We start from the raw sequence: 25,502 nt of genomic DNA on the forward strand, positions 1-25,502 counted from the left end.
ACGGGGGCTCCTTACGCGTACGGGCTGTCGGCACCGGCCGCCGCCGGCCGCTCCGCCCTTGCCGGGCAGCAGCCGATCGGACACAGGTCGTGGGAGGCCCCGAGCGCGCCCAGGGCGCACCGCTCCACCCGGGTGCCCCGCTCGCCCGCCGCCCGCTCCAGGACGAGGTCGCGGACGGCCGCGGCGAAGCGCGGGTCGGACCCGACGGTCGCCGAGCGCCGGACGGGCAGGCCGAGCTCGGCCGCCTTGGCCGTGGCCTCCGTGTCGAGGTCGTAGAGGACCTCCATGTGGTCGGAGACGAAGCCGATCGGGACCATGACGGCCGCGGGCGCCCCGGCGCCGTGCAGCTCCTCCAGGTGGTCGCAGATGTCGGGTTCCAGCCACGGGATGTGCGGGGCGCCGCTGCGGGACTGGTAGACGAGCTTCCAGGGGTGGGCGACGCCGGTCGCCTCGCGGACCGCCTCGACGATCACCCGTGCCACGTCGAGGTGCTGCCGGACGTAGGCGCCGCCCTCGCCGTGCTCCGAGACCGGGCCGGAGCTGTCGGCGGCGGAGTCGGGGATGGAGTGGGTGGTGAAGGCGAGGTGGGCCCCGTCGCGCACGGACGCGTCGAGCTCGGCGAGGGAGGCGAGGACGCCCTCGACCATGGGCTCGACGAAGCCGGGGTGGTTGAAGTAGTGCCGGAGCTTGTCCACGCGCGGCAGCGGGAGCCCCTCCGCCTCCAGGGCGGCCAGCGCGTCGGCGAGGTTCTCGCGGTACTGGCGGCAGCCGGAGTAGGAGGCGTACGCGCTGGTGGTGAGGACGGCGATGTGGCGCCGGCCGTCGGTGATCATCTCGCGGAGGGTGTCGGTGAGGTACGGCGCCCAGTTCCGGTTTCCCCAGTAGACCGGGAGGCCGAGGCCGGCCTCCGTGAAGTCCGTCCGCAGCGCGTCGAGCAGCGCGCGGTTCTGGTCGTTGATCGGGCTGACGCCGCCGAAGAGGAAGTAGTGCTGCCCCACTTCCTTGAGCCGTTCCTTCGGAATGCCTCGGCCGCGCGTCACGTTCTCCAGGAACGGGACCACGTCGTCCGGGCCCTCGGGGCCGCCGAACGAGAGCAGCAGCAGGGCGTCGTACGGGGCGGGATCGTGCTGATCGGACATGGCACCGATCTTCCCACCCGCCTCCGACGCGGGAGGGCGCGCCCCGACCGACGGCCTCCGCACGGGGGTACACGTCCGAAATCACGGTGCTCGTCCAAAAAAAGGGGGATGACCGATCGACTTCAACACCGTAGGCTTTAGCTGTTAATTACACGTGTTGAGTCGTCGCGCGGAGCCCGCTCCGAAGCACGGAGATCCGGAGAGCCTCTTGCCCAGCCCCTACCGCGCGATCTTCGCAGCGCCCGGCACGACCTCGTTCTCCGTCGCCGGTCTCCTCGGCCGCATGCCGCTGTCCATGATGGGCATCGGCGTCGTCACCATGATTTCCCAGGTCACCGGCAGGTACGGCCTCGCCGGCGCGCTCTCGGCGACGCTCGCGATGTCCGCCGCGGTCCTCGGCCCCCTGGTCTCGCGGCTGGTCGACCGGCACGGGCAGCGCAAGGTGCTCCGCCCGGTGACGCTGATATCGCTCGCCGGTGCCGCCGGGCTCCTCCTCTGCGTCCAGCAGGAGGCCCCGGACTGGACGCTCTTCGTCTTCACCGCCGTGATCGGCTGCGTGCCGAGCATCGGGGCGATGACCCGGTCCCGCTGGGCGGAGATCTACCGGGGCGACGAGCGGCGCCTGCACACCGCGTACTCGTGGGAGTCGATCGTCGACGAGGTGTGCTTCATCTTCGGGCCGATCATCTCCATCGGTCTGTCGACGACCTGGTTCCCGGAGGCCGGCCCGCTGTTCGCCGGGGTGTTCCTGGCCATCGGCGTCTTCTGGCTGACCTCGCAGCGCGCGACGGAGCCCGTGCCGCACCCCCGCGCGAGCGGCGAGAAGAGCGTGTCCGCGCTCCGCTCCCCCGGCCTCCAGGTCCTGGCGCTCGCCTTCGTCGCCACCGGAGCCATCTTCGGCTCGGTGGACGTGGTGACCGTGGCCTTCGCCGAGGAGCAGGGGCACAAGGCGGCCGCGAGCCTCGTCCTGGCCGTCTACGCGCTGGGCTCCTGTCTCGCCGGCGCCGTCTTCGGGCTCCTGCACCTCAAGGGCCAGCCGTCCCGCCGCTGGCTCCTGGGCATCTGCGCGATGGCCGTGAGTATGATCCCCCTCCTACTGGCCGGGAACTTGCCGTTGCTGGCCGTGGCGCTCTTTGTCGCGGGTCTGTCCATCGCACCGACGATGGTGACCACGATGGCCCTCGTCGAAGCGCACGTACCGCGCACCAAGCTGACCGAGGGCATGACCTGGACGGGTACCGGGCTCGCGATCGGCGTGGCGCTCGGCTCCTCGGCCGCCGGCTGGGTGGTCGACGCGTCCGGGGCCGAGGCGGGGTACGTGGTGCCCGTCGTCTCGGGTGCGCTCGCGGTCGCGGTGGGTCTCCTCGGACACCGCCGGCTGCGCAGGCCGGCTCCGGACCGGGAGGGGAAGCGTGAGCGGGACGACGACAGCAGCGGGGTCGGGGAGCACCAGGACGGCGAGCAGCCCGTGGCGTAACTGGGCGGGGAACGTCACCTCCCGTCCGGTACGGGAGGTGAGCCCGGCCTCGGCAGAGGAGCTCGCCGAGGTGGTGCGCAAGGCGGCCGAGGACGGCCTGCGGGTGAAGACGGTCGGTACCGGCCACTCCTTCACCTCGATCGCGGCCACCGACGGCGTACTGATCAGGCCGGGGCTCCTCACCGGGATCCGGCGGATCGACCGCGACGCGATGACCGTCACGGTCGAGTCGGGCACTCCGCTCAAGCGGCTCAACGTGGCGCTGGCCCGCGAGGGCCTGTCGCTCACGAACATGGGCGACATCATGGAGCAGACGGTCGCCGGGGCCACCTCCACGGGCACGCACGGCACGGGCCGCGACTCCGCCTCGATAGCGGCGCAGATCCGCGAGCTGGAGCTGGTCACGGCGGACGGGCAGCTGCTGACGTGCTCGGAGAAGGAGAATCCGGAGGTCTTCGCGGCCGCCCGGATCGGGCTCGGCGCCCTCGGTGTGGTCACGGCGATCACCTTCGCGGTGGAGCCGGTCTTCCTGCTCACCGCGCGCGAGGAGCCGATGACATTCGACCGGGTCGCCTCGGAGTTCGACGCGCTGCACGCGGAGAACGAGCACTTCGAGTTCTACTGGTTCCCCCACACGGACAACTGCAACACCAAGCGCAACAACCGCAGCGCGGGCCCCGCCGCCCCGCCCGGGAAGGTCGGCGGCTGGATCGAGGACGAGCTCCTCTCCAACGGGCTGTTCCAGGTGGCCTGCTCGCTGGGCCGCGCGGTCCCGCCGGTCATCCCCTCGATCGCCAAGGTCTCCAGTCGGGCCCTGTCGGCCCGTACGTACACCGACATCCCGTACAAGGTCTTCACCTCGCCGCGCCGGGTGCGCTTCCTGGAGATGGAGTACGCGCTGCCGCGCGAGGCGGCGGTCGCCGCGCTGCGCGAGGTCAAGGCGATGGTCGAGCGCTCGCCGCTCAAGGTGAGCTTCCCGGTGGAGGTGCGCACCGCCCCGGCGGACGACATCGCGCTGTCCACGGCCTCCGGGCGGGAGACCGCCTACATCGCAGTCCACCTCTACAAGGGAACGCCCCACCGCGCGTACTTCACCGCGGTGGAGCGCATCATGACGGCGCACGGGGGGCGCCCCCACTGGGGCAAGGTCCACACCCGTGACGCCGCCTACTTCTCCGAGGTCTACCCGCGCTTCGCCGAGTTCACGGCGCTGCGCGACCGGCTGGACCCGGACCGGCTCTTCGCCAACGACTACCTGCGCCGCGTCCTGGGCGACTGACGGTCAGCCGCCGGTGCCCGGGGCCGGCGCCGACGAGGCCGGCGGGGCCGCCGGATCGGCGGCCCCGGTGGTCGGGGCCCCGGTCGGCGGGGCCGTCGTCGGCGGAGCCGTGGGCTCCGTCGGCTCGGCCGGCTCCGTCGGGTCGGTCGGCTGTGCCGGATCGGTCGCGGGGCCGGTCGGCGTCGGATCGGGCGCCGACCCGCCGTCGGTGGAGCCGGAGGACGTCGCGTCCGGGTCCGGGGTCGCGGTGCCGGTACCGCCGGTGCCCGGGTCGCCCGGGTCCGGCGTGGCGCCCGTCGCGGGGGTGCCGTCACCGTCCTCCCGCTGTCCGGTGTCGCCCGCGGATCCGGAGGGCGTCGGCGCGGGGTTCTCGTCCCGGTTCGGTGCGTCCTGTCCGGAGTTCCCGCCGCCGCGCACGACGGAGCCGAAGGTGGTGGTCCCCTGGGTGCCGCTGAAGTCCTGGCCGGAGACCAGCTCGTAGGCGGTGATGCCGCCCATGGTGACGCCGAAGACCAGGGCCGCGGCGATCGCCGGGCGCTTCCAGCCGCGGACGCGGGTGCCGTGCGTGGTCGCCGCGCCGAACTCCTCGTCGAGCTCCTCACCGGCCTGCTCGCCGGTGTGCGCGCCGGTCCGCTCGCCTGTCTGCTCGCCGGTCTGATCCTCGTACGGGAGGGCGTACGCCCCGGGGCGCGCGACCGTGCCGAGCATCATGGTGTGCCGGTCCCCGTCCCCCGCGGGACGCGCGGCCGGGAAGGGCACCTGCCGGGCCTTGGGCTTGGCGGCGGCGGTCGCGTCGCGCACCTGCTCGCCCGTGCGCTTGAACAGGTGCTGGAAGAGCGGTCCGCCGCAGGTGGCGATGACGCTGATCACTCCGGCGCCGACGATCGTGCCGTACACGCCGAGGGTGGAGGCGAGCTTGGCGGCGATGACCGCGGCCAGGGCACTGCCCGAGACCTGGGCCACGCTCAGGTCGATCCTTCTCCTCGGGGCCCTTTCCCCCTGTCCCACCTCCGTCTTCTCCGGATTCTCCGGTTCGTCCGTGTCGGTCTCCGGCCTGTGACGCATCTCCAACCCCTGATGGCTCATCCGTTCGCCTTGCACCCAGAAGGGACAAATGGGCGAAGTGAATAGTTCCGCTTCTGCTGGTTCTGTGAAGAGGGACACGTATGGGGGAAGATCGCGGAGACTCAACTCCCGTACCGCCCGAGAAGTTGGGTGGCGCGCCGGTCCACCCAAGTGGCCCGAATGGAGTACATTGGCGAACCCTGGGTCCGGACGCCTTCACGGGTGCCCGGGATCGGGGAGGGGGCCGAACGCGGCACTCGAACCGGCGGCGTCGCGCACCGCACGGAGACCCGCTGCACAGCGTGACCGTCAGTCACTCTGAGTGGCGAACAGGTAACCGTGCCATAACGGCGCCCCAGGGTCCATGCCCGACACGCCGGGCAACTCGGCAAGGTAGTGGCAGGCTGCACCCGGGCAGGCCACACTCGACTAGCGGAAGCAGCGACGCACGTGACGTCGGCAGGCACCACCCGGGAGGTCCCCATGCCCGAACTGCGTGTCGTGGCCGTCTCCAACGACGGCACACGACTGGTGCTGAAGGCTGCTGACAGCACGGAGTACACACTTCCGATCGACGAGCGGCTCCGCGCCGCCGTGCGCAACGACCGCGCGCGCCTCGGCCAGATCGAGATCGAGGTGGAGAGCCACCTCCGCCCCCGCGACATCCAGGCACGGATACGAGCCGGTGCCTCCGCTGAGGAGGTCGCCCAGCTCGCCGGCATCCCCGTCGACCGCGTACGCCGCTTCGAGGGCCCCGTCCTCGCGGAGCGCGCGTTCATGGCGGAGCGGGCCCGCAAGACCCCGGTCCGCAGGCCCGGGGAGAACAGCGGCCCGCAGCTCGGCGAGGCGGTGCAGGAGCGGCTGCTGCTGCGCGGCGCCGACAAGGACACCGTGCAGTGGGACTCGTGGCGGCGCGACGACGGCACCTGGGAGGTGCTGCTCGTCTACCGCGTCGCGGGCGAGGTCCACACGGCCAGCTGGACGTACGACCCGCCCAGGCGGCTCGTCCAGGCCGTGGACGACGAGGCGCGGGCGCTGATCGGCGAGACGGACGACACGATCGCCGCCGCGCCGGAGCCCAGCTTCCCCTTCGTGCCGCGCATCGCCCGGCTGCCCCGGGACAGGCCCCTCGACCGGGCGCTCGACCGCCAGCTCGACCGGCTGGAGCGGCCCGCCCCGGCACCCGAGCCGGAGGAGGAGCGGGACTCGCTGACGAGCCTCCTGGAAGCCGTCCCGAGCTTCCGCGGCGACATGATCGTGCCCGAGCCTCCGGACACGGAGCCCTCGGAGGATCCGGAGGCGGAGGAGCCGCCGGCCCCGGCCGCCTCGGCAGGAGCGGGCTCCGCGTACGCCGACGTCCTCATGCCGCGCGCCGTCTCCGGCCACCGCGACCGTCTCACCGGCACCACCGACCGCCAGGCCGAGGCCGACGGCGTCCGCCCCGGCCGCCGCGCCGCCGTGCCCAGCTGGGACGAGATCGTCTTCGGCACCCGGCGCAAGAAGCAGGAGTGACCGTGCGGGACGTGACCCGCACGGGAGTGATCCGCACGGGAACGACCCGCACAAAAGTGATCCGCACAGGATCCGCACAGGAGTGACCGGCGTCCGCGCCGGTACGGGAAGGCCCGCGCCGGGCAGATCGCCGGCGCGGGCCTTTCGCGTCCGCACGGCCGCGGGAGCCGCCGAACCGTGCGCGGGATCTACTGCGGGTCCGGTCCCGTGGCCACCGGGCGGGCGGGGTCCCCGGACCACTCCGACCAGGAGCCGGCGTAGAGCGCGGCGGGGATGCCCGCGATCTCCAGGGCCAGGACCTCGTGGGCGCCGGAGACGCCGGAGCCGCAGTAGACCGCGACCGGGGTGTCCCCGTCCGCGCCCAGGGCGGTGAAGCGGTCGCGCAGGGCGTCGGCGCCCAGGAACCGGCCGTCCGCGTCCACGTTCTCCGTCGTCGGGGCCGAGACCGCGCCCGGGATGTGCCCGCCGACCCGGTCGATCGGCTCCACGTCGCCCCGGTAGCGCTCCGCCGCCCGGGCGTCCAGGAGCAGCCCGGCGCGGGCCAGCTCCGCCGCCCCGTCGGCGTCGAGCAGCCCCAGCGCGCCCGGCTCCGGCCGGAAGTCGCCGGGATCCGGCTCGGGGGTCTTCTCGGAGAGCTCTCCCGTCCAGGCCGCGAGGCCGCCGTCCAGGACCCGCACGTCCGGGTGGCCCGCCCAGCGGAGCAGCCACCAGGCGCGGGCGGCGCCCCAGCCGAGACCGCCGTCGTAGACGACGACGGGCCGCCCCGCCGAGACACCCGCCCGGCGCATCGCGGCCCCGAAGGCCGTCACGTCGGGCAGCGGGTGCCGACCGCCGCTCCCGGCCGGTCCCGCGAGGTCCGCGTCCAGGTCGACGTAGACCGCGCCGGGGAGGTGACCGGCCTCGTACGCGGGCCGTCCGGGCGGTCCGGCGAGCGTCCAGCGGACGTCGAGGAGCACCGGCGGCCGCGCCCCTGCCGACTCGCTCAAAAGTTCGCTTGCGGAGATGATGGGGTTCATGGGTGCCATCCTCGCGCAGCCGGCGCGGCCGCGGAGGAACAACCAGGCGCCCTCCCGCGACAACGCGCCCCCCGGAAGGCGGTGCGGCCGGGACGCGCCGCCCGCCCGTCGGTGCGACCATCGGCCATGAGGCACGCGACACGGCCACGACGATGGTCCGAGGAGAGAGTGACGATGACCGAGGCGACTCGGCGCACACCCGGCACACCCTGCTGGGTGAGCCTGATGGTGCACGGGCTTGACGGGACCCAGGAGTTCTACAACGCGCTCTTCGGCTGGGAGTTCGTGCCCGGCCCGCAGCACCTCGGCCCGTACGTCCGGGCCCTGCTCGACGGCAAGGAGGTCGCGGGCATCGGCCAGCTGCCGCCCGACCGGCACCTGCCCATCGCCTGGACCACCTATCTGGCCACCGACGACGCCGACGAGACCTCCGAGACGATCCGCTGCTGCGGCGGCACGGTCGCGGTCGGCCCGCTGGACGCGGGTGAGGCCGGCCGCCTGGCGATCTGCTCCGACCCGGTCGGCGCGGTCTTCGGCATCTGGCAGGCGGAGGCGCACCACGGCACGGTGGCCGCCGGGCCGCCGGGGACCCCGGTGTGGAACGAGCTCCTCACGTACGAGACGTCCTCGGTCGGCAAGTTCTACCGGTCGATCTTCGGGTACGAGGTGGAGCCGGTCGTCTCCGCCGACTTCGACTTCGCCACGCTCCACCTGGACGGACGCCCGGTGGCCTCGCTGCACGGCGTCGGGAACGCGCTGCCCCGGGACCGGGGCGCGCACTGGATGACGTACTTCGAGGTCGACGACACGGACGCGGCCGCCCGGCTCGTCGCGGAGCTCGGCGGTCAGGTGCTGAGGCCGCCGAGGGAGGGCACGGCGGGACGGCACGCGCTGGTGACGGACCCGGAGGGCGCGGTGTTCACGCTCGTCAGGTCCGTCGACCGCTGATCCCCTCGGGGATGTCGACCACTCGTCCCTTCGGGGGTGCGGGTCAGGACCGGCGGGCCCGGGCGAGGCCGCGGCGGAACCGGGACGTGCCGGTGGCGGCCGACTCCGGGGCGGTGGCCTCCCCCGCGCCCGGCAGGCCGAGCTGGGTGAGCCGCTGGGCGTCGAAGTGGTGCGCGATGCCGGGCTCCGCGTGGTGCTCGGCCAGGAAACGGGTGGCCTCCTCCCGGAGCCCCGGGTGGCTCTTGTGCCGCATGCAGTAGCCGACGGCCCGTACCAGGGGCGCGAGCGAGTCCGGGGCCGCGCCGGGGACCGCGGGCTCCTCTCCGCCCTCCAGGTCCGCGACCAGGTGGTCGACGACGGTGAGCGGGATCCGGTTGCTGTTCTCGAAGGGGGTGAGGCGTTCGAGGACCTCGACCGTGCCCACGCGGGCGATCGGGATGCCGTAGTAGACGGCGGCGGTGAGCATCGCCGTGGAGAAGCAGCCGACGACGAGCCGCGGCCGGCACCGCTCGTAGAAGGTCTCGGCGAGCAGCGGGCCGTCGAGGACCGTCAGCCGTACGCCGAGCTCCGCCGCCTCCTCGTGGAGGGCCTGGGAGTAGCGGACGGGCGCGGTCGGGTGCGGCTTGAAGACCACTGAACCGTGTCCGGCCGCGGCGGCTCCGCGGAGCATCCGTACGTGCAGCTCCTCTTCCTCCTCGGCGGTGAGGAGGTTGAGGGCGGCGAGGTACTGGCCGAGCAGGAGGGCCGTCGGCTCGGCGGCGACGGCCCGCGCGATCGGCGAGTCGGTGTCCGGCGCCCCGTTCCCGTCCGCGTCCGCGCGCTCGTGGGCGCGCTCGTCGGCGCGCTCGTCGGCGCGCTCGTCGGCGCGGGAGGCTTCGGCGATCTCGGCGAGCACCGCGCGGAAGGCGCTGTCGGGGACGAGCTCGGGCTCGACCCCGTACTCGCTCAGGAGCAGCGGCCGCAGCCCCGGCACCAGGTCGAGGTGGAGGACCCGGCGGATGCGGATGGCGATCGACTGGGCGAGGTCGGAGCGGGTCGGGCCGTAGCTCATGAGGCCGTCCGCGTAGACGTCGACCGAGCTCTCGGGGAAGGCGGCGGCGAGCGCCTTGGCGGGGTTGACCTGGATCGATTCGACGATCAGCTCGACCCGGGCGCTGCCGAGGCCCCAGGCGGTCCGCAGGACGCGCTGCCAGAGCGGGGTCTCCTCGGGCCGGGGTGCCCAGGCGGCGGGGTGGTACGGGTGGATCGTCTCGTTCCAGTCGAGCGTGCCGTCGAAGCGGGCGGCGATCCGCTCGTAGCCGGTCATCGTCTCCAGGCGCAGCGCGGTCTCCGGGATCTCGGCGTTGTGCGAGATCAGCAGGAGGCGGCGGGCGTCCTCGCGGGGGCCGAACTGTCCGGCGTCCAGCGCGGCCGCGAGGGTGGCCGCGCCGTAGAGCGTGGAGACCTGGAAGATCTGTACGCGGCGGGGGTCGGGGGCCGTGCCGGAGGCCATGGCGGAGGTCGTGTCGGGAGCCATGGGTCAGGCGGTCCTTCCGGGTTCGCGCAGGCTCCGGAGGAGGGTGCTGCGCGGGATGTCCATGGTGGTCAGGGTCTCGTCGAGCACCTGCTGCGGCATGCGGCGCAGGGCGTCGCCGACGTCGTCGCGCAGCTGTGCGGCGACCTCGGGCTCGTACTTCCCGACCTTGCCCATGTGGAAGGCGATCATCGCGCAGTAGGTGCGGACGGCCTTCGGGAGGAATCGGTCCGCCTCGGCGTCCCGGGAGACGTCGTCGAGCAGGAGATCGTACGAGGGGATGAAGTCCAGCTGCCGGTTGTCGGTGATCTGGGTGAGCGAGGTGGTGACGCCCCGCCGGTAGAAGACACCGTGCAGGGAAAGCGCGGCGAACGTGCTGGCTTTGAGGTGGAGACGCCAGATCCAGAGGCGGTCCTCCGCTGTTCTGAGAGAGGTCTCGAAACGCGAGGCGCCGTTCTCGAAGAGCCGTCCGCTGTAAATGCCGAAGGGAACGAAGGGATAGTCGACCATCGTCACCATGCTGGCGGGCGAGATGCCGTCCCTGGGGTCCATCACCGCGTCGCGGACCTTGGCGGGGGCGTAGCGGATCTGTCGCTTCCGGCCCTCCGCCAGGACGTGGTCGGTACGGGCGAAATCGCAGTCCAGGCGGGAGATTCCGGCGACGGCGGCGCTCAGGTGCCCGGGGGCGTACCAGTCGTCGCCGTCCAGGAAGGTGAGGTAGTCGCCGCGCGCCGCGTCGATTCCGGTGTTGCGCGCCTGGGCGACGCCGAGATTCGTCTCGTGGCGAATGACGGTGGCGTTCGGGAGGCGGTCGCGCCAGCGGTCGAGGATTTCCGGGGTGTCGTCCGTCGAGCAGTCGTCGATCAGCAGGAACTCGAATTCCGGGTTCGCGTTGTTCGCGAGACTGCGCAGGGTGTCGGGAGCATAGGGCCCGACATTGTGGAACGGGACGACGACGGACAGTTTTGGCACTCGGAATCCCCATACTGAATCGAACAATCAAACGCCGGTACGGCGGGCACAGTAGCCGTCCACTTTTCCGGCTGAACGAGCCACGGGTGCACTCCGGGTGAACTCTTGTCGTCCCCGGTGGAAACCCCCGTCAGGGCCGGACGCGGCGGGACCGCCGGTGCAGGAGCGCCGTCGCGGCCAGGGCCAGGAGCGCGGCCGCTCCGGCGGCGCCGCCGAGGCGGAGTCCCGGTGGCCGGAAGGAGCAGCCGACCGTGGTCGCCCGCCCGTCGAGGGGAACGGCGACGAGGCCCTGGTACGCGCGGGCGGGCGCGGCTTCCGCGTCGCCCGCGGCGCAGCGCCAGCCGGAGATCCGGGGCGCGGCGAGCACGGCGACGCCCGTGCTGCCCGGGGGCAGTTCGGCCGTGACGCCGTGGCCGCCGGCGTTCACGCGGGTGGCGCCGGTGGCGGTGAGGTGTCGTACGGCGGAGTCGAGCCGGGCCCGGACGAGGCAGCCGACGGGTTGCCGGGGCAGCCGGATCGCGGCCTCGGGCAGCAGGTCGATCCGCACCTCGCCGGAGTCGGGCACGGTCCCGAGGGCCCGCATGGGGGCGCGTACGGAGGGCGGCTTGCCCTCGAAGTCGACGGCGGTCTCCCCCGCCAGGGTCGCCGAGCCCTTGTACTCGGGGGCCCAGAACCAGACGTCGGAGCCCGCCGGGCAGCTGGCGGTGAGGGTGCGTCCGGTGCGGCGCGTGTCGCGCGGCAGCTCGTACACCGAGGATCCGAGGAGGAGTTCCTGCCGGACGAAGGCGGAGTCCCCGGGACGCGGGGCGCGTGCCTCGCGCGGGCGGACGGTCACCAGGGGCGGTACGGGGGTGGTGACGGCGGTGACCTCGGCGCGGGGCCGCGCGTCCTGGCGTACCGGCTCCGTCGGCTCCGAGCGGATCCGGGTGCCGATGGAGAAGAGGACGTCGGTCACGGGGTTGTCGAGGGTGACCGGGTGCCGGCCCTTGGCGTAGGAACCGAAGCCCAGCGCGGAGAGGGTGGAGGAGGTCACGTCGGCGGTGAGACTGCTGTAGACCTCGGCCCCTTGGCCGCCGACGAGCAGGACGTCGTTGCCGCCGGGCACCTCGCCGGGGTCCGTACGGTACCGGGGCCAGGCGTCGGCGCGGGCCGCCTCGCGGGCGGCGGAGGCGTGCCAGGGGCCGATCCGGGGCGACCAGGCGACCTCGCTCCGCTGCTGCTCGTCGATCCGCTTCCCGGTGACGACCGTCTCGCCGGCCTGGGCGGCGACGAGGAGGACCACGGCCAGGACGGGCAGGGCACGGAGAGCGGTCCGCCGGACGCCCTCCCGGGCGAGCAGGGCGGCGACGAGCGCCAGGGCCGCGGCGGCGAGGAAGGCGGGGAAGGTCCAGTCGTCGATGTCGACGCTCCCCCGGGCGGCCCAGGCCAGGGCGCCGAGCAGGGTGCCGCCCGCGAGGAGCGCGCTCGGCCGGGGCACGCCCTGGGCGACCGAGAACCAGGCGGCGATGAGCAACAGCCCGCACAGGACGAAGACCTGACGGTACGGAGCGCCGTTGGGCGAGGCTCCCGCGTGCCAGAGCAGATGGGTGGGCTCCCACTGGAGGGAGAGCGTCACCAGGACGACCGCCGCCGTCCACCCGGCCCGGACGCGCGGGGCGACGGCCCCGTTGAACGGCAGCGTCAGGGCGAGGGCGAGGGCGGGAGTACCGATGAAGAGCGCGGGGCTCGCGACGCTCGCGGTGGCGGGCAGGAACCGGGCGAGGAGGTCCGTCCAGGGGGCGGGCGCGAAGGTGGTCACGGGGGTCGGGTCGGCGACCTTGGTGGCGAGGAAGACGATCACGACGAGCGGCGCGGCGAGCCCGATGCCGATGAGCACGCCCCGGGCGGCGCGGAGCGCTCCCGCGATCCGCTGCCGGGCGGTCGCGCTCTCCTCGGCGGTGAGGAGCCGGACAGCCAGGAAGACGGCCGCGCCGAGGGTGGCCATGTAGGCGGTGTAGAAGTTGGCGATCCAGGCCAGGGCGACGACGACGGGACCGAGGACGGGACGGCGGCCGGTGCGGGCCCACTCGCCGACCAGGCAGAGCAGCGGGAAGGCGACGAGCCCGTCGAGCCACATCGGGACGGTGGCGCCGAGGTTGAGGGTCCAGCCGGAGAGGGCGTACGCGGTGCCGAGCACGGCGGCGACGGGCCAGGGGCCGGGGCGCAGTCGCAGGAGCAGCAGCGCCGCCGCGGCTCCCGCGGCGCTGATCTTGGCGGCGGTGACGACGTAGAGGGCGAGTTCGATCCGGTCCGCGGGGAAGAGGACGACGAGCAGATCGAAGGGGCTGCTCAGGTACGTGCCGATGTCGCCGAGGAAGTTGGAGCCGAAGCCGGAGTTCCAGTTGAGGAAGGCGTCGCCGTGCGTCTCCCCGAGGAGGAGGGCCCGCCAGTAGGCGTGGTACGGCAGGTACTGCTGGCCGAGATCGACGATGTTCCTGGTCACGGGCCCGAAGGGGTACGTGCGGGACAGCGCGGTCGCGAGGCAGAGGAGCGCGGCGGAGAACAGGGAGGCGGCGAGCGGGGCGGCGGCGGCCGGGGCGAGCCGGCCCTCCGGTCGAAGAACCGACCGAAGTGCCGACCGGGCTGCCGACCGGAGAACCGACCGGAAGCCCGGTCGGCGCCGGCCCCCGCCGGCCCCCTCCTCGCCGTCGACCTCGTCGAGCACGGTCTCGGCGGCGGGGGGCACACGTCCTCCAGGGGGCGCACGGAGCGGGGAACGCCCGGAGGGGAAGTCGTCACGGGCCGACCGCCATTACCGCCGAGGCGGGCGACCCGTAACCGATCATCAGGCGGTGTTCCGGTACACCCCGGGTGAACACCCGGTGCCGCGAGGGTGGGTGGTTCAGCCGTTCGAGGCCACGAGCTCGTCGACCGTGCGGGCGACGGTGCCGAACAGGTCGGAGACCGTCGTCAGGCTCGCGACCTGGAGCGCGTCCGACGCGACGACGGTGCCGTCCGGCGCCGGCAGGGGACGGGTGGCGGTGGCCTCGGCGACCACGGTCGGGCGGTAGCCGAGGTTGAAGGCGCCCTGTGCGGTGAAGAGCACGCACATGTGCGTCATGAATCCGGCGATGACGAGGTCGCCGCCGGCGCCGACGCCGAGGTCCTTGAGGGTCTGCTCCAGGTCCGTGGCGTGGAAGGCGTTCGGCACCTGCTTGACGACCACCTTCTCCCCCTCGATCGGGGCGACTTCGGCACTGATCGAGCCGATCTCGGCGCGGATGTCGTACGGGGTGCCCTCGCCGCCGTCGTTCACGACGTGCACGACGGGCGTGCCGGCGGCGCGGGCGGCCGCGAGCAGGCGCGCGCCGGCGGCCACGGCCTCCTCGGCACCTTCGAGCAGCATGACGCCGGTGCGGTAGGTGTTCTGGAAGTCGATCATGATCAGGGTGGACTCGCCCAGGCGCGGGAGCTCCTGGGGCAGGCCGATCACCTCGCGCAGGGTGGTGGACGCGGTCATGGTGGTTCCTTTCGGTTCGTTGTCCGCTACGGGACGAGGGAGCGCCGAGCGCCTACGACAGGTCCTTCGTGGCGCCGTCGGGCGCGAGGTCGACGAGCTTCCCGTCGACGCCCTGCTCCCGGAAGGCCTTCACCAGGGACGTCAGGTCCTCGGAGTAGATGTTCCAGCTGTCGGTGTGGACCGGGACGACCTTGCGGGGGTCGAGGTCCTTCGCCACCAGGGCCGCGTTCTTCGAGGTGAGGGTCAGCGGCGCGTTGTCGAGGATCGCGGGCGTGCGGGCGGCACCGGCGAAGAGGACGGCCGTGTCGATGGGGCCGATCTCCTTCCTGACGCGGTCTCCGACCTCCTTGGCCACCTTCACCGAGGCGTTGTCGCCGGAGATGTACGTGGTGGGGACGCCCTTGCCGCTGAGGACGAAGCCGGTGACCTCGCCGTCCGCGCCGCGGTCCACTCCGTCCGGCCCGTGGAGGGCGGGCACCGCGGTGACCGTGACGGTGCCGCCGGAGGTCTTCAGCTCGTGGGTGGCCCAGGCCTTCATGCCGGTGACGTGGTCGCCGAGGCGCTTCCGCGCGCCGGGCGTGGAGAGCACGACGGGCACGGTCCTGAGCAGCTCGCGGCCCGTGTCGTCGAGGTTGTCGTCGTGCTGGTCGTGCGAGAGCAGGACGGCGTCGATCGTGCCGATCCCGTCGGTGCCGACCGCCGGGGCCTGCGTCTTCTCCAGGCCGCTCTTGTACTTCTTCGGCGCGTCGAAGGTCGGGTCGAGCAGGATGCGCAGGCCGCCGACCTCCAGGACCGTGGTCGGCCCGCCGACGTGCGTGGCGGTGAACGCGGCCTTCGCGGCGTCGGGCGCGGCCTCGGCACCGTCGGACGAGGCCGAGGCCTCGGCGGCGTCGGACGTGGCCGAGGCCTCGGCGGCGTCGGACGTGGCCGAGGCCTTCGCGCCGTCGGCGGTGCCCGTGCCGCCGCAGGCGGCGAGGAGGGCCACGCCCACCGCGGCTGCGACGGCGCCGGTGGCGACGCGGAGGAACGTCGAACGGTTCATCGGGGATTACCAGCTCTCTCATGGCGAACGGGCGACGTCGTCGCGGAGGCGGCCACCCCCCGGACGTTCTTCACGCTAACACATTTCGTAATCATCGATAACGCCGTTCTGTTAGCGCTGTTATCGTGGGGGCCATGTCGACGGCACGAGAGCGCATCCTGGAAGCCACCGAGGAACTGCTCGCCACCAAGGACGCCCTGGCGATCTCGACCCGGGCCATCTGCGACCGGGCGAAGGTCGGCATGCCCGAGATCTATCGCCAGTTCGGCGACAAGCAGGGGCTGCTCACGGCGGTCGCCGACATCGGCTTCGAGCGCTTCCTCGCCGCCAAGAGGCGCAATCCGCTGACGGACGATCCCGTCGCGGACCTGCGGACGGCCTGGGACAGCCACGTGGCGTTCGCGCTCCGCAACCCGTACCTGTACCGGCTGATGTTCACGCCGACGGGCGACGCCAAGCCGCAGGCGATCAAGGAGGCGCAGGCCATCCTGCTGACGGCGGTGGAGCGCTGCCGGGACGCCGGACGGCTGCGCATGACCCCCGAACTGGCGGGGCAGTCGATCCTCTCCGCCAATGTGGGCGTGTGCATGATGGCGCTGTCGTTCCCCGAACTCTTCGCGGGCGACGACATCTCACGGGCCGTGCGCGACGCCGTGATCGGCAAGGCCACCGGTGACGAGCGCGAGGACACCCGGATCGGTACGGCGACGGTGCTCGCCCAGGCGCTGGTCGGCAGCCTCACGGGCGCGGCCCCCGTCAGCGCCGCCGCCCTCGACCACCTGACCCGCTCACTCCGACCGCCTACCGCCGCCCCGGAGGCGTAACGGAGTCGAGGGCCAGTGCCTGTCCGACCCTGATCCGCTGGACAGGCCCTGGCACTTCGGAGCGCGACCGCGCCCGGAAGGTGCGCCGGTACGTGTCCGGGGGCACGCCGACCGTGCGGTTGAAGTGCCGGCGCAGCGTCGTGGCGGTGCCCATGCCGGTGGCCGTCGCGATGGCGTCGACGCTGTCGTCGGTGGCCTCCAGCAACTCCTGGGCGCGGCGGATGCGTTGGGTCAGCAGCCACTGCAACGGGGTGGTGCCGGTCGCCGCCCTGAAGTGGCGGCCCAGGTTCCGGGAGCTCATCCGCGCCCGGCGGGCCAGGTCCTCCACGGTCAGCGGGCGGTCGAGCCGTGCGACGACCCAGGGGAGCAGCGCGGTGAGCGGGTGGTCTTCCTGGGCGGGCACCGGGGCGGTGACGAACTGGGCCTGGCCGCCTGCCCGGTGCGGGGGTACGACCAGGCGGCGGGCGACCGTGTTGGCGACCGCCGAGCCGTGGTCGAGGCGGACCAGATGCAGGCACAGGTCCATCGCCGCGGCCTTGCCTGCGGAGGTGAGCACGCTGCCGTTGTCCACGTAGAGCACGTCCGGGTCGACCTCGACGCGGGGGTAGCGGTCGGCCAGGGCCTGGGTGTGTCCCCAGTGCGTGGTCGCGCGCCGGCCGTCGAGCAGCCCGGCGGCGGCCAGGACGAACGCGCCGGTGCAGAGGGAGGCCACCCGTGCGCCCGCCTCGTGGGCCGCGCGCACGGCGTCGACGAGCTCGGCGGGCGGGTCCACGTCGACGTCGGCCCAGCCGGGGACGATCACCGTGTCGGCGTAAGGCAGCCGGTCGAGTCCGTGGTCGGGCTCCAGGTGGAACCTGCCGACCCGCACGGCGCTCGGCCCGTGGACGGTGAATGCGTACCAGGGGTCGACCAGGTGGGTCAGGTCGGAGCCGAAGACCTCGTAGGCCACGGAGAGTTCGAAGTGCAGCATTCCGTCGGTGACGGCCAACGCGACTGTCTTCATGTCCGAAATTGTACGCACCATGTCGTTCCAGACACTCACCTTCGCGGATCTCCGCCGTGCAAGATGTTCACAGTTGAACAAACGAGAGCGGCACGAGAGCGGTAGGAGAAGTCGATGACAGCGGGTCAGACGGTAGCGGTGTTCGGTGCCTACGGGCACACCGGTCGTTTCGTGGTGGCGGAGTTGCTGAACCGGGGGTTCGCCCCGGTCCTGACCGGACGCGACGCGGACAAGCTGGCGGCGCTCGCCGCCTCCCACCCGGGCCTCGCCGTCCGGCCGGCCACGGTCGACGACCCGGCCTCGCTGGACCGCGCCCTGGCCGGCACGGACGCCGTGATCAACGTCGCCGGGCCCTTCGCCTCGACCGCGGCCCCGGTGATCGAGGCGGCGCTGCGCGCCGGGATCCCGTACGTGGACGTGGCCGCCGAGCTGGAGGCCAACGCCGACACGTTCGCCCAGTTCGCGGACCGCGCCGCCGAAGCCGGCACGGTCGTGATCCCGGCGATGGCCTTCTTCGGCGGCCTCGGCGACCTGCTGGTCACCGCGGCGATGGGCGACTGGACCTCGGCCGACGAGGCGCACGTCGCGTACGCGCTGAGCAGCTGGCACCCCACCGCCGGAACCCGCAGCGCGGGCACCGTCTCCCGGGAGCGCAGGGAGGGCCGGCGCGTCGTGTTCAGCGAAGGCCGGATGCAGTACCGCGACGACGCCCCGCCGACGCTGAAGTGGTCCTTCCCCGACCCGACGGGCGTCCGGTCCGTCATCGGCGAGTTCACCATGGCCGACGTCGTCACCGTCCCGAGCCACCTCGCCATCCCCGAGGTGCGCACGTACATGAACGTGGAGGCGGCCAAGGACGTGGTGGCTCCGGAGACGCCGGCACCCACCGCGGTCGACGCGAGCGGGCGCTCGGACCAGACCTTCGTCGTCGACGTCGTCGTGCGCTCCGGCGACGAGGAGCGGCGCGCCACGGCGAGCGGCCAGGACATCTACGCCTTCAGCGCGCCGCTCGCGGTGGAAGCGGTCCACCGCGTCCTCACGGGACGGATCAGGACGGTCGGCGTCGCCTCGGCCGGTGCGATCTTCGACGCGCCCGACTTCCTCCGCGCGCTGTCCGAGCAGACGTCGCTGTCCCTCGAACCGCGTGGGTGATGCGCCGGTCAGGCGTTGTTGACGGGGAGGACGTCCGGCGAGAGGGCGCCCGCGTGGGCCGTGGCCGAGGTCATGAGACGGCGGTGGTGGCGACGGCAGAGGACCTCGTAACCGACCTCCCCCGCCGGTCGGTTCACGTCCCCGACCACCACCTGGGCACCCTCGACGACCATCTGGCCGCCCACCGTACGGGCGTTGTGCGTCGCCCTGGCCCCGCACCAGCAGAGCGCCTCGACCTGGAGCTGCTCCAAGCGGTCCGCGAGCTCGATCAGGCGCTGGGAGCCGGGGAAGAGCTTGGTCCGGAAGTCGGTGGTGATGCCGAAGGCGAAGACGTCCAGGCCGAGGTCGTCGACGATACGGGCGAGCTGGTCGATCTGCTCGGGCGCGAGGAACTGCGCCTCGTCCACGATGACGTAGTCCGCCTTGCCGCCCTGGGACAGTTGGGCGACGAGGTACGCGTACAGGTCCATGCCCTGCGGAGCCTCGACCGCCTCCGTCACCAGGCCGAGCCGCGAGGACAGCTTGCCCTCGCCCGCCCGGTCGTCACGGGTGAAGATCACGCCCTGGAGCCCGCGCGCGTCCCGGTTGTGGGCGATCTGGAGGGCCAGGGTGCTCTTCCCGCAGTCCATGGTTCCGGAGAAGAAGACCAGCTCGGGCATGACAGGCCGGGGACCTTTCGGGTCGTGGGGGGAAAGTGGGGGCGTCGGGGGGTCAGGAACGGACTTCGAGCAGCGGGACGAGCTGCTCCGCGGGGGTCATGGACCCGTGCATGCCGACCATCGCCGACTCGTGGGGCTCGTTGACGGACGCGGTGATCGCGACGTCGTCGTGGGCCGCGGCGACCACGTCGCCGATCCTGCCGTACACCCGCTCGTCGATCTCGTCGCCGAACCAGCCGAGGGCGATGGCCTCGTCCCGGCTCGCCACCCAGAACTGCTCGCCGATCACCTCGCGCCAGCAGGTGAGGACGTCCGCCTCCGCGCCGGGCACGGCGTACACATGGCGGGCACGGCCCTCGCCGCCGAGCAGGGCCACGCCCGCGCGCAGCTCCCAGTCCTCGTCGAAGTCGATGCGGTGCTGCTCGTCGAAGGGGATGTCGACCATGCCGTGGTCGGCCGTGACGTACAGCGCGGAGCGGGGCGGCAGCTGCTCGGCGAGGCGCTGCACGAGCCGGTCGACGAACATGAGCTGTCCGCGCCAGGCGTCGGAGTCGATGCCGAAGCGGTGTCCCGCGCCGTCGAGTTCGCTGTAGTACGTGTAGACGAGCGAGCGGTCGCCGGCGGCGAGCTGCTCGGCCGCGAAGTCCATGCGCTCCTCGCCGGAGAGCCGCCCGTGAAACGTTCCGCCGCTGAGCGCGACCTGCGTGAGCGGGGTCTGCTCGAAGATCGGGGAGGACACCTGCGCGGTGTGGATCCCGGCCTCGTGCGCCAGCTGGAAGACGGTGGGGTACGGCTGCCAGACGCGCGGCTCGGTCCACGGCCGCCAGCGCAGCTGGTTCATCAGCTGGCCGGTGTCGGGGTTGCGCACGGTGTAGCCGGGCAGCCCGTGCGTGCCGGGGTAGCGGCCGGTGCCGACCGAGGCGAGCGAGGTCGCGGTGGTGGCGGGGAAGCCGGCGGTGACCGGGCGGCCCGTGCCGCCGCGCGAGGACCCGAGGAGCGAGGTCAGGTAGGGGGCCTCGTCCGGATGGGCCGCGATCTGCTCCCAGCCGAGTCCGTCGATCAGGAAGACGCAGTTCCGGTCGGCCGGGGCCAGCTCGGCGATCCTCGGGGCGAAGCCGGGGACGCCCTGCGCCGCGACGAGCGTCGGGAGCAGGTCGCCGAGGGAGCCGAAGGTGTACTCGGGCACCGGCGCGGTGTCCGGGGACAGCGGGACCGGATCGTCGGGCCAGCCGTGGGCGACGGCGGTGGGCTGGACCATCAGCGAGTGGTCGCGGCGGTGGCCGCGATGGCTTCGGAGAGCGCCTGGGCGAAGGCGAGGGTCTGCCGGACGGTGTCCGGGCCGTCGCCGGCGTCGCTCACCCGCAGACTGAGGTCGTCGGCGGTGGCGTTGCCCGTGTAGCCGTGGTCGGCGTCGCAGTTGGGGTCGCCGCAGGCGGCGGGCTCCAGGTCGATGCGGGAGACGGCGCCCCAGCCGATGGTGAGCACGACCTCGCGGGGCAGCGTGCCCGGGGTGTACGACTCGGGGTTGGCGACGACACGGCTGACGACGACCGAGGAGATCCGGTCGAGCTTCACGGACTCGGTGGACGTCGTGGCGTACGGCGTCGGGGAGCTGGTGTCGGCGGCCTGCTCGTCGGTGTGGCTCACGATGAAGCGGTGCGGCGTCAGGACGAGGACGGTGACGTGGCGCCGGACCTCGTTCGCGTCGAAGGTGGTCTCCTGGTGCACCACGTACGACGCCACGGCCTCGCCGCCGACGGCGGCCTCCACCGCCTCGGCCACGAGGGCCGGGTAGTAGCCGCTGCGCTCGATCGCCGCGCGCAGCCCCTGGGTCGTCGTACCGCTCTTCGCCATGGACTCCATCCTACGGGGCCCTGGGCCCCCTCAGATCCTCAGTAACTCGGCAGGCGGCGCGGGCCGAGGTCCGTCCGGGGCGGGGGCGGGGCCAGCCGGACGGTGGCCCCGAGGACGGAGAGTCCGCCCGGGGCCACGACGACCGGCTCCAGGGAGACCGCCACCACCTCCGGGTGGTCGTCGACGAGCCGGGAGACCCTGAGGAGGAGTTCCTCCAGGGCGGGGGTGTCGACGGGGGCGGATCCACGCCAGCCGAAGAGCAGCGGAGCGGTGCGGATCGAACGGACGAGCTCGGCGACGTCCCGGTCGGTGGCCGGGACCAGCCGGTGGGCCGTGTCGCCGAGGAGCTCGGAGGCCGCGCCGGAGAGCCCGAAGGAGAGGACGGCTCCGACGGCGGGGTCGATGGCGGAGCGGACCAGGGTGTCGACGCCCCGGGGCACCATCGCCTGGACGACGGGCTGGAGCTCCTCGGGCTTGCCGAGGACCTCGGTCACCTCGGCGTAGGCGGTACGGAGCTGCTCCTCGGTGGCCAGGTCCAGCCGGACGCCGCCGAGGTCGGGGCGGTGGCGCAGGTGGGGCGCGGTCGTCTTGAGCGCGACGGGGTAGCCGAGGCGGCGGGCGGCGGCGACGGCCTCGTCGGGGGTGGGTGCGGGGAGCGTGGGCAGGACGGTGATCCCGTACCGCGAGAGCAGCTCCCCCGCGTCCGCGGTGTCGAGGGTCACACCCCGCGCGTCCGCGTCGCCGCCGGCGCCGAGCACGCGCTCGATGAGCGCGGCGGCCCCGCCCTCGTCGATGTCCTCGTACTCGGGCACGCGCCCGGGCTCGGCGGCCTGCCGCCGCCACTGCCCGTACCGCACGGCCTCGGCCAACGCCCGCACGGCCCGCTCGGCGGCGGGATAGGCGGGAATGGTCGCCTGCGGGTCGGTGGCCGGGGGGACGGCGGAGCCGGGGGCGGTCGGGTCGGCGGAGCCGGGGGCGGCCCCCTCGGTGGCCTGTTGGACGGGCGCGGCATGCACCGGGGCCGGCGTGGCCCTGTCGGTTCCGGCATCGCCGGTCGCCGTGCCGGTCGCCGGGCCGGTCGTGCGGGCGTTGGGCGCGCCGTCCGCCGCTCCGGTCACCGCTCCGTCCGCCGCCGGACGGGCCGGAGTCGACACCGTACGGCTCCCCGTCGGCGCCGGCCGGGTGCTCGTCGGCGCCGGCCGGGTGCTCGTCGCGACCGCGAGGGCCTCCGCGAGGCCGCCCATCTCGACGTGGACGACGACGACGGGCTTCGCCGGGGCGGGGACGGACGCGACGGCCTCGCGCAGGGAGGCCGCGAGGACCTCCCCGTCGCCGGACTCGGTGGCACCGTTCTCCCCGACCCACGGGATCGCGGTCACCACGACCGCGTCGGACGTCTCGTCCGCGAGCGCCGCCGCCAGCGCGTCCCGGAAGTCCGTCGGGCCCGCCGCGGTCGTCAGGTCGAGCGGCCGCAGCGGACGCAGCCCCTCGGTCAGGCACGCGTCGTACGTGAGGAGGCCGAGCGACTCGGAGTTGCCGAGGATCGCGACCCTGGGCCCGGCCGGCAGCGGCTGGGCGGCGAGGAGCAGTCCGGCGTCCACGAGTTCGGTGACCGTGTCGACGCGGATCACCCCGGCCTGGCGCAGCAGCGCGGAGACCGTGGCGTGCGGGATGCGGGTGACGGGCACCCGGTGGCCGGGCGGCGCGCTGCCGCTGTGCCGGGCGCCCTTGACGACCACGACGGGTTTGACCGCGGCGGTGCGGCGGGCCAGCCGGGTGAACTTCCGGGGATTGCCGATCGACTCCAGATAGAGGAGGACGACGTCCGTCCCCGGGTCGTCGTACCAGTGCTGGAGGAAGTCGTTGCCGGAGACGTCGGCGCGGTTGCCGGCCGAGATGAAGGAGGAGAGCCCCGCGCCGTGCCGGTGGAGCCCGGCGAGGAGCGCGATCCCGATCGCGCCGGACTGGGTGAAGAGCCCGATCCGCCCGGCGGCCGGCATGTGGGGGGCGAGCGAGGCGTTGAGCCGGACGTCCTCGGAGGTGTTGATGATCCCGAAGGCGTTGGGCCCGATGATCCGCATCCCGTACGAGCGGGCCTGCCGTACGAGCTGGCGCTGCCGCTCCCGGCCGGCCGGGCCGCTCTCCGCGTACCCGGCGGAGAGGACGACGAGGCCCCGCACCCCGTGCTCGCCGCAGTCGGCGACGACCTCCGGCACCCGCTCGGCGGGGACCGCGACGATCGCCAGGTCCACCGGTTCGCCGATGGCGCCGACGGAGGGGTGGGCGGGAATGCCGTCGAGCTCGGCGGGCCCGTCGGTGAGCGCGGCGTTCACCGCGTGGACGCGGCCGGTGAAACCGGCGCCGAGGAGGTTGCGGAGGACGGTCCGGCCGACGCCGCCGGGTGCGCGCCCGGCGCCGACGACGACGACGGACCGGGGGGTGAGGAGCCGCTGGACTGATCGCGCCTCCGCCCGCTGCTCCCGCGCGCGCTGGACGGCGAGGGAGCGGACGGTCGGTTCGAGGTCGAGGTGGAGCCGTACGGAGCCGTCCTCGAAGCTCCGCTTCTGGGTGTAGCCCGCGTCGGTGAAGACCTTGATCATCTTGTTGTTGGCGGGGAGCACCTCCGCGGCGAAGCGCCGGATGTCCCGCTCGCGCGCGACCGCCGCGATGTGTTCGAGGAGGGCGGAGGCGACTCCGCGCCCCTGGTGCGCGTCCTGGACGAGGAAGGCGACCTCGGCCTCGTCGGCCGGTCCCGAGGCGGGCATGCCCCGGTCGTCGATGCGGTCGTAGCGGACGGTGGCGATGAACTCCCCGCCCACGGTCGCGGCGAGGCCCACCCGGTCGACGAAGTCGTGATGGGTGAACCGGTGGACGTCCTTGGCGGAGAGCCGGGGGTAGGGCGCGAAGAAGCGGTAGTACTTCGACTCGTCCGACACCTGCTCGTAGAAGCTGACCAGCCGGTCGGCGTCATCGGCGGTGATGGGCCTGATGCGCGCGGTGCCGCCGTCCCGGAGCACCACGTCGGCCTCCCAGTGATCGGGATAGGCGTGCTCCGGTGATGCCGGTCGATCCGCCGCTTCCGACTGCTCCGACGCGCTCTGCATGGGGCCAGCCTACGGCCGGTGTACGACACCGGCACCGGTCGCGCGGCAGGGGCGTGCCGTGCAAGGTGGGGAGGACCGAAAGGCGGTCCGATCCGGGCCGAAGGTCGGCACGAGCACCGCGCGTCCCGTGAGAGACTGGTCTAGACAACCCGCTTGAGACTTGAAGGGCAACACCATGGCTGAGCGCCGCGTCAACGTCGGCTGGGCCGAGGGCCTCCACGCCCGCCCCGCGTCCATCTTCGTCCGTGCCGCCACGGCTTCCGGCGTTCCGGTGACGATCGCCAAGTCCGACGGCAACCCCGTGAACGCCGCCTCGATGCTCGCGGTGCTCGGCCTGGGCGCGCAGGGCGGCGAGGAGATCACCCTCGCTTCGGACGCCGACGGCGCCGAGGCCGCGCTGGACCGTCTCGCGAAGCTGGTCGCCGAGGGGCTCGACGAGCTCCCCGAGACCGTCTGACCCCGCCTTTCCCGTACGACGAGACCGCGGCCGCCGGAATTCCGGCAGCCGCGGTTTTCGCTTTTCCGAAACTTACGGAAACTCACGGAACCTTCCGGAATCCTCTGGAGCCTTCCGATGCCGATGTTTTCAGGCAGCACAATTCGGCTCCAGCGAATTTCTCTTCTTTGTATACGGTGCGCATGTTAATTCCGGCCGCTCGCCGTGTTGACGACATGTTGCGAAACCCTCACGCGCCCGCGCTCCGGCTTTTTGAGCCGGTGCAGCCCCAGCGAGCGCTCCGCGTGCAGCGCGGTCAGCGCCCTGGCCCGCTCGGCGTCGCCCCGCGCGACCGCGTCCACGATGGCGCCGTGCTCGGACCAGGCCTCCACGGCGTGGGCGGGCTGGTCGACCGCGTACATCCAGGCGATCTTGTGCCGCAGCTGGGTGAGCAGCGCCGTCAGGGCCGGACTGCCCGAGGCCTGCGCGAGCGTCTCGTGGAACCAGCCGCCGAGTGAGCGCAGGTCCTCGCCCTGGCCGCGCCTGGCCCGCTCCTGACCCAGTCTGACCAGGCCGCGCAACACCTTCAGGTGCGCCTCGGTGCGGCGCTGCGCGGCGCGGGCGGCGCCCAGGGGTTCGAGCAGGGCCCGCATGTCGAGCAGATCGGCCGCCTCCTGCTCCGTGGGCTCGGCGACATGGGCGCCGGCGTGGCGGCGGGTGACGACGAAGCCCTCGGACTCCAGGGTGCGCAGGGCCTCGCGGACCGGGACGCGGGAGACCCCGTAGCGTCGCGCGAGCTGCTCCTCGGTCAGCCGCGCGCCCCGCTCGAAGACACCGGAGACGATGTCGTCCCGGATCGCCGTGCATACCGATTGCGCGGGAACGCGCATGTCCGACCTCCGCCTTGATCCGCGAGAGACAATTCGAGCGACGCCTGTTCTGCGTCTGTTCCGCAAGTGTCCTGCGACTCTATTGCAGCAGGCCGGAATTTCCGATGGCCCCATGGAA

The 25,502-nt window shown here is 73.1% G+C and carries 21 protein-coding genes; 7 read left to right on the forward strand and 14 right to left on the reverse strand.

All coding sequences use genetic code 11. From position 1 onward, the window contains the following. Positions 1–11 precede the first annotated feature (11 nt). On the reverse strand, positions 12–1,139 hold the full coding sequence (locus ACZ6K0_RS29250) for a ferrochelatase (RefSeq protein WP_376401101.1): 1,128 nt from the start codon (positions 1,137–1,139) through the stop codon (positions 12–14). Positions 1,140–1,347: 208 nt separating this feature from the next. Between ACZ6K0_RS29250 and ACZ6K0_RS29255 the strand changes: the two genes are divergently transcribed. Further along, the gene (locus tag ACZ6K0_RS29255; RefSeq protein WP_469232812.1) at positions 1,348–2,616 is read left to right on the forward strand and encodes an MFS transporter; all 1,269 of its coding nucleotides are present in this window, start codon (positions 1,348–1,350) and stop codon (positions 2,614–2,616) included. Continuing rightward, positions 2,552–3,895 carry a D-arabinono-1,4-lactone oxidase gene (locus tag ACZ6K0_RS29260; protein ID WP_376401107.1) on the forward strand — a complete coding sequence of 448 codons (1,344 nt, stop codon included), beginning with the start codon at positions 2,552–2,554 and terminating at the stop codon, positions 3,893–3,895. The genes ACZ6K0_RS29255 and ACZ6K0_RS29260 overlap by 65 nt, the downstream gene beginning before the upstream one ends. Positions 3,896–3,898: 3 nt before the next feature. Here ACZ6K0_RS29260 and ACZ6K0_RS29265 read toward each other — a convergent pair whose 3' ends face one another. Continuing rightward, positions 3,899–4,858: a hypothetical protein gene (locus tag ACZ6K0_RS29265; RefSeq protein ID WP_469232810.1), complete on the reverse strand. Its 960-nt coding sequence runs from the start codon at positions 4,856–4,858 to the stop codon at positions 3,899–3,901. 552 nt (positions 4,859–5,410) lie between these two features. Between ACZ6K0_RS29265 and sepH the strand changes: the two genes are divergently transcribed. Further along, positions 5,411–6,472, forward strand: coding sequence for a septation protein SepH (sepH, locus tag ACZ6K0_RS29270; RefSeq protein WP_376401113.1), 1,062 nt, complete (start codon positions 5,411–5,413; stop codon positions 6,470–6,472). A 188-nt stretch (positions 6,473–6,660) separates the two neighbouring features. On the opposite strand, the gene ACZ6K0_RS29275 is transcribed toward sepH, so the two are convergent. After that, entirely contained in the window at positions 6,661–7,488 is an 828-nt protein-coding gene (locus ACZ6K0_RS29275) for a sulfurtransferase (RefSeq protein ID WP_469232808.1), read from the reverse strand. Between the two features lie 174 nt (positions 7,489–7,662). Between ACZ6K0_RS29275 and ACZ6K0_RS29280 the strand changes: the two genes are divergently transcribed. Beyond that, positions 7,663–8,436 (forward strand): VOC family protein, encoded by a 774-nt coding sequence (locus ACZ6K0_RS29280; RefSeq protein ID WP_376401118.1) that lies wholly within the window; start codon positions 7,663–7,665, stop codon positions 8,434–8,436. A 43-nt stretch (positions 8,437–8,479) separates the two neighbouring features. Here ACZ6K0_RS29280 and ACZ6K0_RS29285 read toward each other — a convergent pair whose 3' ends face one another. From ACZ6K0_RS29285 to ACZ6K0_RS29305, 5 genes are all read right to left on the reverse strand, one after another. Continuing rightward, positions 8,480–9,952, reverse strand: a complete 1,473-nt coding sequence (locus ACZ6K0_RS29285; RefSeq protein ID WP_469232805.1) for a polysialyltransferase family glycosyltransferase — start codon at positions 9,950–9,952, stop codon at positions 8,480–8,482. Between the two features lie 3 nt (positions 9,953–9,955). Further along, positions 9,956–10,921 carry a glycosyltransferase family 2 protein gene (locus ACZ6K0_RS29290; RefSeq protein WP_469232804.1) on the reverse strand — a complete coding sequence of 322 codons (966 nt, stop codon included), beginning with the start codon at positions 10,919–10,921 and terminating at the stop codon, positions 9,956–9,958. A 130-nt stretch (positions 10,922–11,051) separates the two neighbouring features. Then, positions 11,052–13,646 carry a YfhO family protein gene (locus tag ACZ6K0_RS29295; protein ID WP_469232802.1) on the reverse strand — a complete coding sequence of 865 codons (2,595 nt, stop codon included), beginning with the start codon at positions 13,644–13,646 and terminating at the stop codon, positions 11,052–11,054. Between the two features lie 156 nt (positions 13,647–13,802). After that, positions 13,803–14,420 carry an isochorismatase family protein gene (locus ACZ6K0_RS29300; RefSeq protein ID WP_376401129.1) on the reverse strand — a complete coding sequence of 206 codons (618 nt, stop codon included), beginning with the start codon at positions 14,418–14,420 and terminating at the stop codon, positions 13,803–13,805. Positions 14,421–14,472: 52 nt separating this feature from the next. Continuing rightward, the gene (locus ACZ6K0_RS29305) at positions 14,473–15,462 is read right to left on the reverse strand and encodes an MBL fold metallo-hydrolase (RefSeq protein ID WP_469232800.1); all 990 of its coding nucleotides are present in this window, start codon (positions 15,460–15,462) and stop codon (positions 14,473–14,475) included. A 134-nt stretch (positions 15,463–15,596) separates the two neighbouring features. Between ACZ6K0_RS29305 and ACZ6K0_RS29310 the strand changes: the two genes are divergently transcribed. Further along, positions 15,597–16,286: a TetR/AcrR family transcriptional regulator gene (locus ACZ6K0_RS29310; protein ID WP_469232798.1), complete on the forward strand. Its 690-nt coding sequence runs from the start codon at positions 15,597–15,599 to the stop codon at positions 16,284–16,286. Here ACZ6K0_RS29310 and ACZ6K0_RS29315 read toward each other — a convergent pair. Further along, positions 16,264–17,289: a helix-turn-helix domain-containing protein gene (locus ACZ6K0_RS29315; protein WP_376401138.1), complete on the reverse strand. Its 1,026-nt coding sequence runs from the start codon at positions 17,287–17,289 to the stop codon at positions 16,264–16,266. The two genes, ACZ6K0_RS29310 and ACZ6K0_RS29315, sit on opposite strands and share 23 nt — an antisense overlap. A gap of 114 nt (positions 17,290–17,403) precedes the next feature. On the opposite strand from ACZ6K0_RS29315, the gene ACZ6K0_RS29320 reads away from it, so the two are divergent. Next, entirely contained in the window at positions 17,404–18,441 is a 1,038-nt protein-coding gene (locus tag ACZ6K0_RS29320; protein WP_469232796.1) for a saccharopine dehydrogenase NADP-binding domain-containing protein, read from the forward strand. 8 nt (positions 18,442–18,449) lie between these two features. Here ACZ6K0_RS29320 and ACZ6K0_RS29325 read toward each other — a convergent pair whose 3' ends face one another. The 4 genes from ACZ6K0_RS29325 to ACZ6K0_RS29340 are packed head-to-tail and all read right to left on the reverse strand — an operon-like array spanning position 18,450 to position 24,058. Continuing rightward, positions 18,450–19,100 (reverse strand): thymidine kinase, encoded by a 651-nt coding sequence (locus tag ACZ6K0_RS29325; RefSeq protein WP_469232794.1) that lies wholly within the window; start codon positions 19,098–19,100, stop codon positions 18,450–18,452. Positions 19,101–19,152: 52 nt separating this feature from the next. Next, complete coding sequence (locus tag ACZ6K0_RS29330; RefSeq protein WP_469232792.1) at positions 19,153–20,358, reverse strand: alkaline phosphatase family protein; 1,206 nt, start codon at positions 20,356–20,358, stop codon at positions 19,153–19,155. Further along, entirely contained in the window at positions 20,358–20,954 is a 597-nt protein-coding gene (locus ACZ6K0_RS29335) for a DUF5998 family protein (RefSeq protein WP_024758334.1), read from the reverse strand. The genes ACZ6K0_RS29330 and ACZ6K0_RS29335 overlap by 1 nt, the downstream gene beginning before the upstream one ends. Before the next feature lie 38 nt (positions 20,955–20,992). Beyond that, the gene (locus ACZ6K0_RS29340; protein ID WP_469232791.1) at positions 20,993–24,058 is read right to left on the reverse strand and encodes a bifunctional acetate--CoA ligase family protein/GNAT family N-acetyltransferase; all 3,066 of its coding nucleotides are present in this window, start codon (positions 24,056–24,058) and stop codon (positions 20,993–20,995) included. Positions 24,059–24,233: 175 nt separating this feature from the next. On the opposite strand from ACZ6K0_RS29340, the gene ACZ6K0_RS29345 reads away from it, so the two are divergent. After that, positions 24,234–24,515 (forward strand): HPr family phosphocarrier protein, encoded by a 282-nt coding sequence (locus ACZ6K0_RS29345; RefSeq protein ID WP_376401154.1) that lies wholly within the window; start codon positions 24,234–24,236, stop codon positions 24,513–24,515. Between the two features lie 185 nt (positions 24,516–24,700). Here the strand turns inward: ACZ6K0_RS29345 and ACZ6K0_RS29350 are convergent, their stop codons facing one another. After that, entirely contained in the window at positions 24,701–25,384 is a 684-nt protein-coding gene (locus ACZ6K0_RS29350; RefSeq protein ID WP_376401157.1) for a GntR family transcriptional regulator, read from the reverse strand. Positions 25,385–25,502: the final 118 nt, after the last annotated feature.

The sequence above is a fragment of the Streptomyces sp. NPDC042346 genome (genome assembly GCF_055581845.1).